Annotated in this window: 7 protein-coding genes; 2 read left to right on the top strand and 5 right to left on the bottom strand. The window is 71.3% G+C overall.

Features of this window, described 5'->3' with window-relative positions:
- The first annotated feature begins 251 nt into the window (after nt 1–251).
- Entirely contained in the window at nt 252–572 is a 321-nt protein-coding gene (locus AB0A69_RS19810) for a heavy-metal-associated domain-containing protein (RefSeq protein WP_361423177.1), read from the top strand.
- A gap of 93 nt (nt 573–665) precedes the next feature.
- Nucleotides 666–2,912: a heavy metal translocating P-type ATPase gene (locus AB0A69_RS19805; protein ID WP_361423174.1), complete on the top strand. Its 2,247-nt coding sequence runs from the start codon at nt 666–668 to the stop codon at nt 2,910–2,912.
- A gap of 381 nt (nt 2,913–3,293) precedes the next feature.
- Here AB0A69_RS19805 and AB0A69_RS19800 read toward each other — a convergent pair whose 3' ends face one another.
- From AB0A69_RS19800 to AB0A69_RS19780, 5 genes are all read right to left on the bottom strand, one after another.
- Entirely contained in the window at nt 3,294–4,583 is a 1,290-nt protein-coding gene (locus AB0A69_RS19800; protein WP_355360765.1) for a citrate synthase, read from the bottom strand.
- A gap of 133 nt (nt 4,584–4,716) precedes the next feature.
- The gene (locus tag AB0A69_RS19795) at nt 4,717–7,011 is read right to left on the bottom strand and encodes an ATP-dependent RecD-like DNA helicase (protein ID WP_361423169.1); all 2,295 of its coding nucleotides are present in this window, start codon (nt 7,009–7,011) and stop codon (nt 4,717–4,719) included.
- A 265-nt stretch (nt 7,012–7,276) separates the two neighbouring features.
- Nucleotides 7,277–8,086, bottom strand: coding sequence for a sugar phosphate isomerase/epimerase family protein (locus AB0A69_RS19790; RefSeq protein ID WP_361423166.1), 810 nt, complete (start codon nt 8,084–8,086; stop codon nt 7,277–7,279).
- The gene (locus AB0A69_RS19785; protein WP_361423163.1) at nt 8,083–9,222 is read right to left on the bottom strand and encodes a dihydrodipicolinate synthase family protein; all 1,140 of its coding nucleotides are present in this window, start codon (nt 9,220–9,222) and stop codon (nt 8,083–8,085) included. The genes AB0A69_RS19790 and AB0A69_RS19785 overlap by 4 nt, the downstream gene beginning before the upstream one ends.
- Nucleotides 9,219–10,370 (bottom strand): Gfo/Idh/MocA family oxidoreductase, encoded by a 1,152-nt coding sequence (locus AB0A69_RS19780; RefSeq protein ID WP_361423160.1) that lies wholly within the window; start codon nt 10,368–10,370, stop codon nt 9,219–9,221. The genes AB0A69_RS19785 and AB0A69_RS19780 overlap by 4 nt, the downstream gene beginning before the upstream one ends.
- Between the last annotated feature and the right edge of the window lie 44 nt (nt 10,371–10,414).

Raw genomic sequence — 10,414 nt, 5'->3', positions numbered from 1 at the left:
CGGCTCAGGACGTACCGCAGATGCTGCGAGGTCTCATGGACACCGATCTGCGCGTGAGGTCGGAGTCATTGACCCGCACCCTCCCCGGTGCGGGGCCGCGGGCGTCGCGGGGTCGTCGCGCCGGGCCGTGAAAACGATCGCCGGATCGCCTGGCATTCATACCCCCTAGGGGTATAGAGTGATGAGTGTCAGGCAGCCACGGCATCCCCGTGGGCCCTGGCGCACCATGACCGACCCCAAAGGAGTACGCCATGACCGCCGAGACGAAGACCGAACTCCCCCAGGCCACCTCCGGCTCCTGCTGCTCGCCCTCGGGCGGCTGCCACGACGGTGCCGCCGAGACCCCGGCCGCCGCCGGCACGGTCACCACCGTCTACCAGGTCAAGGGCATGACGTGCGGCCACTGCGAGGGCGCCGTCTCCAGCGAGATCTCCGAGATCCCGGGCGTCACCTCCGTCACGGCCGTCGCCGCCACGGGCCGCGTTACCGTGGTGTCCGAGGCCGCACTGGACGAGGACGCGGTACGGGCGGCCGTCGACGAGGCGGGCTACGAGCTCGTCGGCCAGGCCTGAGCGCGAGCTCACCGAACGGCTCCCACGGCTCCCACGGCCGGGTCGTACCGTGACGACGGTCGGCCCGGCCCCGTCCCGCTCCTGGATACGCCCATGACCAGCACCGCCACCACCGCACCGGAGACCTCCACCACCGAACTGATCATCGGTGGCATGACCTGCGCCTCCTGCGCGGCCCGCGTGGAGAAGAAGCTCAACCGCATGGAAGGCGTCACCGCGACCGTCAACTACGCGACCGAGAAGGCGACGGTCACCCACCCGAAGGGCGTGGAGGTCGCCGACCTGATCGCCACGGTCGTGAAGACGGGTTACACGGCGCAGGAGCCGGCTCCGCCGCCCCCGCCGCCGCCTCCCGCCTCGGAGCCCACGGCCCCGGACGCGCACGACACCGGCGGGACGGAGAGCGAGCACGACGCGCTGCGGCAGCGGCTCGCCGTCTCCCTCCTCCTCGCCGCGCCCGTCGTCCTGCTCGCGATGGTGCCCTCGCTCCAGTTCGACCACTGGCAGTGGCTCTCGCTCACCCTCGCCGCCCCCGTCGTCGTCTGGGGCGGCCTGCCGTTCCACCGTGCCGCCTGGACCAACCTCCGGCACGGCGCCGCGACGATGGACACGCTCGTCTCGGTCGGCACCCTCGCCGCCTTCGGCTGGTCCCTGTGGGCGCTGTTCCTCGGCCACGCCGGCGCACCGGGCATGCGCCACGGCTTCGACCTCACCCCCACCCCCGGGGACGGCGCGTCGACGATCTACCTGGAGGTCGCCGCCGGAGTCACCACCTTCATTCTCCTCGGCCGCTACCTGGAGGCCCGCGCCAAGCGCAGCGCCGGTGCGGCCCTGCGCGCCCTCATGCGCCTCGGAGCGAAGGACGTGGCCGTCCTGCGCGACGGCGGCGAGGTGCGGATCCCGGTCGGCGACCTGCGGCCCGGCGACCGCTTCGTGGTGCGTCCCGGGGAGAAGATCGCCACCGACGGGACGGTCGTCGAGGGTGCCTCGGCCGTCGACGTGTCGCTGCTCACCGGCGAGTCCGTCCCCGCCGACGTCACCGTCGGCGACGCCGTCACCGGGGCCACGCTCAACACCTCCGGCCGCCTCGTCGTCGAGGCCACCCGCGTCGGCGCCGACACCCAGCTCGCCCGGATGGCCCGGCTGGTCGAGGAGGCGCAGACCGGCAAGGCGCGGGTGCAGCGGCTCGCGGACCGGGTCTCCGCCGTCTTCGTACCCGTCGTGCTGCTGATCTCCCTCGGTACGCTGCTGACCTGGCTGGCCGTGACCGGCGACGCGACCGCGTCCTTCACCGCGGCCGTAGCCGTCCTGATCATCGCCTGCCCCTGCGCGCTGGGCCTCGCCACGCCGACCGCGCTCCTGGTCGGCACCGGGCGCGGCGCCCAGCTGGGCATCCTCATCAAGGGCCCCGAGGTGCTGGAGTCCACGCGCCGCGTCGACACCGTCGTCCTCGACAAGACGGGCACGGTCACCACCGGGCGCATGACCCTCCAGGGCGTGTACGCCTCCGAGGGCACGGACGAGCGCGAGCTGCTGCGCCTCGCGGGGGCGCTGGAGCACGCCTCCGAGCACCCGGTCGCCCGCGCGGTCGCGGCGGGCGCCGCCGCGCGGGTGGGCGGGCTGCCGTCGCCCGAGAGCTTCGAGAACGTGCCGGGGCTGGGCGTACGGGGCGTCGTCGACGGCCACAAGGTGGTGGTCGGGCGCGCGGCCCTGCTGGACGACGCGCAGATCACGGCGGCCCCGGCCGACGGCACCACGCTCGTCCACGTCGCCTGGGACGGCCGGGTGCGCGGCGCCCTCACCGTCGCCGACGCCGTCAAGGAGACGAGCCCGGAGGCGGTGCGGCGGCTGCGCGCGCTGGGCCTCGCCCCGGTCCTGCTCACCGGTGACAACCGGGCCGTCGCCGAGCGGGTCGCGGCCGAGGTCGGCATCGAGGAGGTGTACGCCGAGGTGCTGCCCGAGGAGAAGGCCGGCGTCATCAGGCGGCTGCAGGCCGAGGGCCGCTCCGTGGCGATGGTCGGCGACGGCGTCAACGACGCGGCAGCCCTCGCCCAGGCCGACCTGGGCCTGGCGATGGGCACGGGCACGGACGCGGCCATCGAGGCGGGCGACCTCACCCTCGTACGCGGGGACCTGCGGGTCGCGGCGGACGCGATCCGCCTCGCGCGCCGCACCCTCGCCACCATCAAGGGGAACCTCTTCTGGGCCTTCGGCTACAACGTCGCCGCGCTGCCGCTGGCCGCCGCCGGTCTCCTCAACCCCATGATCGCGGGGCTCGCCATGGCGTTTTCGTCCGTTTTCGTGGTGACCAACAGCCTTCGTCTGCGATCGTTCACGTGAGTTTGCCTTCACGTGACACACAAGACCTTCACAAAGAGACCTAGATCACAGATATTTGGGGGTAACCATTTGGACGGCTCGCGAGTCTAAATGGGCGATGCCACGAACGTCTTGGGGGACGTTCATGGGATGTCTTGGGGGACGTCCCAGGCAAGCGTTGGCCGGGGCACGTGCACCGGGGAGCTTTGAGCGGCCCTCCCGTACGTACGTACCCCGGCAGATCGCAACCGCGAGCTTCTGTCGAACCCGGCAGACGCCCGGCCGGATCCCGTGGGGGGAATCCGCTCCGGGATATGGAAGCGCCCCGCTCGTCGACCCGTGGGGGGATCGGCGGCGGGGCGCTTTCGCTTCCCCCGTGGGGGAAGCGGAAGGCGTCGGGCGTCAGCGGGCCTCGACCGGCACGAAGTCGCGCAGGACCTCGCCCGTGTAGATCTGGCGCGGGCGGCCGATGCGGGAACCCGGCTCCTTGATCATCTCGTGCCACTGGGCGATCCAGCCCGGCAGGCGGCCCAGGGCGAAGAGGACCGTGAACATCTCGGTCGGGAAGCCCATCGCCCGGTAGATCAGACCCGTGTAGAAGTCGACGTTCGGGTAGAGGTTGCGCGAGACGAAGTACTCGTCGGCGAGCGCGTGCTCCTCCAGCTTCAGCGCGATGTCGAGCAGCTCGTCGGACTTGCCGAGGGCCGAGAGGACATCGTGCGCCGCCGCCTTGATGATCTTCGCGCGGGGGTCGAAGTTCTTGTAGACGCGGTGGCCGAAGCCCATCAGGCGGACGCCGTCCTCCTTGTTCTTCACCTTGCGGATGAAGGAGTCGACGTCGCCGCCGGTGGCCTGGATGCCCTGGAGCATCTCCAGCACCGACTGGTTGGCGCCACCGTGCAGCGGGCCCCACAGGGCGGAGATGCCGGCGGAGATCGAGGCGAACATGTTCGCCTGCGAGGAGCCGACCAGACGCACGGTGGAGGTCGAACAGTTCTGCTCGTGGTCCGCGTGCAGGATCAGCAGCTTGTCCAGGGCGGAGACCACGACCGGGTCGAGCTCGTACTCCTGCGCCGGGACCGAGAAGGTCATGCGCAGGAAGTTCTCGACGTACGAGAGGTCGTTGCGCGGGTAGACGAAGGGGTGACCGATCGACTTCTTGTACGCGTACGCCGCGATCGTCGGCAGCTTGGCGAGCAGCCGGATCGTGGAGAGGTGGCGCTGCTTCTCGTCGAAGGGGTTGTGGCTGTCCTGGTAGAAGGTGGACAGCGCGCTGACGACGGAGGACAGCATCGCCATCGGGTGGGCGTCGCGCGGGAACCCGTCGAAGAACCGCTTGACGTCCTCGTGCAGCAGCGTGTGCTGCGTGATCTCGTTGCGGAAGGCCGCCAGCTCGTCCACCTTGGGGAGCTCGCCGTTGATCAGCAGGTACGCCACCTCGAGGAAGGTGGAGCGCTCGGCCAGCTGCTCGATGGGGTAGCCGCGGTACCGCAGGATGCCCTGCTCGCCGTCGAGGTAGGTGATCGCGGATTTATAGGCGGCGGTGTTGCCGTAACCACTGTCCAGGGTCACCAGACCGGTCTGGGCTCGGAGCTTCCCGATGTCGAAGCCCTTGTCACCGACGGTGCTCTCGACCACCGGGTAGGTGTACTCACCGTCCGCGTACCGCAGTACTACAGAGTTGTCGCTCACGTCATCCCTCACCGACGTAGTGCCTCTTCTTCGAGGTGCCCTGACTGTCTCTACCATCCCCCACTTGGCTCAGCAGAGTGCACTCGGGGTCGACCATTCGGCCAATTGGCGGCACTCAGTGCCGTCAACCTGCTCATCCTGCCCCCTTCGCCCCGGTTAGGAAAGTCCGGCGATCTCCCGGGGGGCTCTGGGTGATGTTTCCCACCCGCACCTCACCTGTCAGCCGGTGCCGCAGTGAGGTAAAGCGCCGACCCGCGGAGACGGTCCGGACGGCCTGGGCGATCGCCTTGCGTGAGCCGACGAGGACGACGAGCTTCTTCGCGCGCGTGACGGCGGTGTAGAGCAGGTTGCGCTGCAGCATCATCCACGCCCCCGTGGTGACCGGGATCACCACGGCCGGGTACTCGCTGCCCTGGGAGCGGTGGATGGTGACGGCGTACGCGTGCGCCAGCTCGTCGAGCTCGTCGAAGTCGTACGGCACCTCCTCGTCCTCGTCCGTCAGTACCGTCAGGCGCTGGTCGTCCACGTTCAGGGAGGTGACCACGCCGACCGTGCCGTTGAAGACGCCGTTCGCGCCCTTTTCATAATTGTTGCGAATCTGGGTGACTTTGTCGCCGACGCGGAAGACCCGGCCGCCGAACCTCTTCTCGGGCAGATCCGGGCGGGCGGGGGTGATCGCCTGCTGCAGCAGGCCGTTGAGGGTGCCCGCGCCCGCCGGGCCGCGGTGCATGGGCGCGAGGACCTGGACGTCCCGGCGCGGATCAAGGCCGAATTTCATCGGCACGCGGCGGGCGGCGACGTCCACCGCGAGGCGCCCGGCCTCCTCGGTCTCCTCCGCGACGAAGAGGAAGAAGTCCGGCAGTCCCGAAGTGAGGGGCTGCTGACCGGAGTTGATCCGGTGGGCGTTGGTGACGACACCGGACTGCTGGGCCTGCCGGAAGATCTTCGTCAGCCGGACGGCGGGCACCGGGCTGTCCGGGGCCAGCAGGTCGCTGAGCACCTCGCCGGCACCGACGCTCGGCAGCTGGTCCACGTCCCCCACCAGCAGCAGGTGCGCGCCCGGGGCGACCGCCTTGACCAGCTTGTTGGCCAGTAGCAGGTCGAGCATGGAGGCCTCGTCGACGACGACCAGGTCAGCGTCGAGCGGCCGGTCCCGGTCGTACGCCGCGTCACCGCCCGGCTTCAGCTCCAGCAGCCGGTGCACGGTGGAGGCCTCCGCGCCGGTCAGCTCCGCCAGCCGCTTGGCGGCGCGGCCGGTCGGCGCGGCGAGGACGACCTTGGCCTTCTTGGCCCGGGCCAGCTCCACGATGGAACGCACGGTGAAGGACTTGCCGCAGCCGGGGCCACCCGTCAGCACGGCCACCTTCTCGGTGAGGGCGAGGCGCACGGCCTGCTCCTGCTCGGGCGCCAGCTCCGCGCCCGTACGGTCCGCGAGCCAGGCGAGCGCCTTGTCCCAGGCGACGTCGCGGAAGGCGGGCATCCGGTCCTCCTCGGTGCGCAGCAGCCGCAGCAGCTGGGCGGCGAGGGAGACCTCGGCGCGGTGGAACGGCAGCAGGTAGACGGCGGTCAGCGGCTCCCCCGCGGGCCCCTCCGGCCCCGGCACCCGCTCCCGTACGACCCCGCCCTCCTCCTCGTCCGCGACGAGCTCGGCGAGGCACTCGATGACCAGGCCCGTGTCGACCTGGAGCAGCTTGACCGCGTCCGCGATGAGCTGCTCCTCGGGCAGGAAGCAGTGCCCCTGGTCGCTGGACTGCGACAGCGCGTACCGCAGCCCCGCCTTCACGCGCTCCGGGCTGTCGTGCGGGATGCCGACGGCCTGCGCGATCCGGTCGGCGGTGAGGAACCCGATGCCCCACACGTCGGCGGCCAGCCGGTAGGGCTGGTTCTTCACCACCGAGATCGAGGCGTCGCCGTACTTCTTGTAGATCCGCACCGCGATGGAGGTGGAGACGCCCACCCCCTGGAGGAAGACCATCACCTCCTTGATCGCCTTCTGCTCCTCCCACGCGGCCCCGATGAGCTTGGTCCGCTTGGGCCCGAGCCCCGGCACCTCGATGAGCCGCTTCGGCTCCCGCTCGATGACGTCGAGCGTCTCCACCCCGAAGTGGTCGACGATCCGCTCCGCGATGCGCGGGCCGATGCCCTTGATCAGCCCGGACCCCAGGTACCTCCGGATGCCCTGCACGGTCGCGGGCAGCACGGTCGTGTAGTTCTCCACCGTGAACTGCCTGCCGTACTGCGGATGCGACCCCCAGCGCCCCTCCATCCGCAGCGACTCCCCCGGCTGCGCGCCGAGCAGCGAGCCGACGACGGTGAGCAACTCCCCACCGCCGCGCCCGGTGTCGACCCGCGCGACGGTGTAGCCGTTCTCCTCGTTGGCGTACGTGATCCGCTCGAGGACACCTTCGACGACTGCCAGTGTGGACATGCCTCGACGCTACCGGGCAGGTCGGACAGTCCGGCAGGCCTGTGGACAACTCCCGGCGGGCACTGGACCGGCACTCGAGGGGCCCGGTCCGATGACCGGGCCCCTGTGCGCTCCCCCCACCCCTCAAGGCCTCCCGAATCCCCCCAGATTCCCCCCGGAAGCCCTGACGCCATGTACGACACCCCTCACCGCCGGTTGGTTGCACGGATGCGGGGGGTAATTTTTCCGGAAGCCGGATTCCACAAGAAGCGCGCAGGCGACCGCCCTACAGCGCGTGTTCCGCGTACCGGCGGGCCGTCTCCTCCAGGACCTCCAGGCCGTCGCGTGCCCACAGGCCGTCGTTGAAGAGCTCGACCTCGACGGGGCCGGTGTAGCCCGCCGCGTCGACCAGTTCGCGCCAGGCGCGGAGGTCGATCGTGCCGTCGCCGAGCTGGCCGCGGCCGGTGAGGACGCCGGCCGGGAGGGGGAGGGTCCAGTCGGCGAGCTGGAAGGAGTGGATGCGGCCCTGCGCGCCCGCGCGGGTGACCGCCGCAGGGGCGCGGTCGTCCCACCAGACGTGGTACGTGTCGACGACGACGCCGACCTGCGATGCGGGGAAGGGCTCGGCCAGGGCGAGGGCCTGGTCCAGGGTGGAGACGGCGCAGCGGTCGGCCGCGTACATGGGGTGCAGCGGCTCGATCGCCAGGCGGACGCCGCGCTCGGCGGCGTACGGGGCGAGTTCGGCGAGGGCGTCCGCGATGAGGGAGCGGGCGCCGGGCAGGTCCTTGCCGCCCGGGGGCAGACCGCCGGAGACGAGGACCAGGGTGTCCGTGCCGAGGGTCGCCGCCTCGTCGATGGCGGCGCGGTTGTCGTCGAGGTCGGTCGCGGTGGTGAAGAAGCCTCCGCGGCACAGGGTGGTGACCGTCAGGCCGGCGTCCCGGACGAGCTTGGCCGTGGCCTCGACCCCGTACGCGTGCACCGGCTCGCGCCAGAGGCCGACGCCGGGCACGCCGAGCCGGACGCAGGCCTCCATCAGCTCGGGGAGCGGGAGTTGCTTGACGGTCATCTGGTTGATGCTGAAGCGGGTCAGGTTCACCGGTCGGCTCCGTACACGGTCAGCAGGCTCCTCATGCGGGATTCCGCCAGCTCGGGGTCGGGGAACAGGCTCAGCCGGTCGGCCAGTTCGTACGCCTTCGCCAAGTGCGGCAGGGAGCGCGCCGACTGGAGGCCGCCGACCATCGTGAAGTGGTCCTGGTGGCCGGCCAGCCACGCCAGCAGCACCACGCCCGTCTTGTAGTAGCGGGTGGGCGTCTGGAAGAGGTGGCGCGCGAGGGGGACGGTCGGGTCGAGGAGGGCGCGGAAGCCCGCCGTGTCACCGGTGTCGAGGCGGCGGACCGCCTCCGCCGCCAGCGGCCCCAGCGGGTCGAAGACGCCCAGCAGCGCGTGGCTGAAGCCCTGGTCGTCGCCCGCGATCAGCTCGGGGTAGTGGAAGTCGTCGCCGGTGTAGCAGCGCACGCCCCTCGGCAGGCAGCGGCGCAGGTCGACCTCGCGGTGCGCGTCCAGCAGGGAGACCTTGATGCCGTCGACCTTGTCGGGATGCTCGGCGATGACCTTCAGGAAGGTGTCGGTCGCGGCGTCCAGGTCCGCCGATCCCCAGTAGCCCTCCAGGGCCGGGTCGAACATCGGGCCCAGCCAGTGGAGGATCACGGGCTCGGACGCCTGGCGCAGGAGGTGGGTGTAGACGGCCAGGTAGTCGTCGGGGCCCGTCGCGGCCGCCGCCAGGGCGCGGGACGCCATGAGGACGGGCTGCGCGCCGGCGGATTCGACCAGCGCGAGCTGCTCCTCGTACGCGTGCCGTACGGTTTCCAGGTCCGCGGGACCCGTCAGCTGGTCCGTGCCGACGCCCGCCGCGATCCGGCCGCCCACCGCCTTGGCCTCCGCCGCCGAGCGGCGGATCAGCTCGGCGGCCCCCGCCCAGTCCAGGCCCATGCCCCGCTGCGCGGTGTCCATGGCCTCGGCGACGCCGAGCCCGTGCGCCCACAGGTGGCGGCGGAAGGCGAGCGTGGCGTCCCAGTCCACGGCCGCCGGGGAGTCGGGCGAGACGTCCGCGTACGGGTCGGCCACGACGTGCGCGGCGGAGAAGACCGTACGGGAGGTGAGGGCGGCGCCCGGCGTGAAGGACCCGGCGGAGGTGCGGGGTTCGTACGTGCCGTGCGGGAGGCGGATCGTCACAGCGACAGCTCCGGCACCTCGTAGCGGCGGCCCTCCGCCGAGGACTTCAGGCCCAGCTCGGCGAGCTGCACACCGCGCGCGCCCGCCAGCAGGTCCCAGTGGTACGGCTCGTCGAGCGCGATGTGGCGCAGGAACAGCTCCCACTGGGCCTTGAAGCCGTTGTCGAACTCGGTGTTGTCCGGCACCTCCTGCCACTGGTCGCGGAAGGCCTCCGTCACGGGGATGTCCGGGTTCCAGACGGGCTTGGGGGTCATGGACCGGTGCTGGACGCGGCAGCCGCGCAGCCCGGCGACGGCCGAGCCGTGCGTGCCGTCGACCTGGAACTCGACGAGTTCGTCGCGGTGGACGCGTACCGCCCAGGAGGAATTGATCTGCGCGACGGCGCCGCCCGCCAGCTGGAAGATGCCGTACGCGGCGTCGTCGGCGGTGGCGGCGTACGGCTTGCCGTCCTCGTCCCAGCGTTGCGGGACGTGGGTGGTGACGTGGGCGGTCACGGACGTCACGCGGCCGAACAGCTCGTGGAGCACGTACTCCCAGTGCGGGAACATGTCGACGACGATGCCGCCGCCGTCCTCGGCGCGGTAGTTCCAGGAGGGGCGCTGGGCCTGCTGCCAGTCGCCCTCGAAGACCCAGTAGCCGAACTCTCCCCGTACGGACAGGATCTCGCCGAAGAAGCCGCCGTCGACGAGGCGCTTCAGCTTGAGCAGGCCCGGCAGGAAGATCTTGTCCTGGACGACGCCGTGCTTGATGCCGGCGGCCCGGGCGAGCCGGGCCAGTTCCAGGGCGCCGGCGGTGTCGGTGGCGGTGGGCTTCTCGGTGTAGACGTGCTTGCCGGCGGCGATGGCCTTGGTGAGGGCGTCGACGCGGGCGGAGGTGACCTGGGCGTCGAAGTAGACGTCCGTGCGCTCGTCGGCGAGGACCGCGTCGAGGTCGGTGGTCCACTCGGTGAGGCCGTGGCGTTCGGCGAGGGCGCGCAGGGCGTGCTCGCGGCGGCCGACGAGGACGGGCTCGGGCCACAGGACCTCGCCGTCGCCGAGGTCCAGGCCGCCCTGCTCGCGGATGGCGAGGATCGAGCGCACCAGGTGCTGGCGGTAGCCCATCCGCCCCGTGACGCCGTTCATGGCGATCCGCACTGTCCTGCGTGTCACGAAGGTCCCTCCAAGAGTCGGTAAGCGGCGTAGTAAGCGCTTTC

Origin of the sequence: Streptomyces sp. NPDC045431 (genome assembly GCF_040646655.1) — a bacterium.
Taxonomy (GTDB): Bacteria; Actinomycetota; Actinomycetes; order Streptomycetales; family Streptomycetaceae; genus Streptomyces.
Note: the sequence above shows the minus strand (reverse complement) of the source record. Positions and strands in the feature narration are given on the sequence as shown.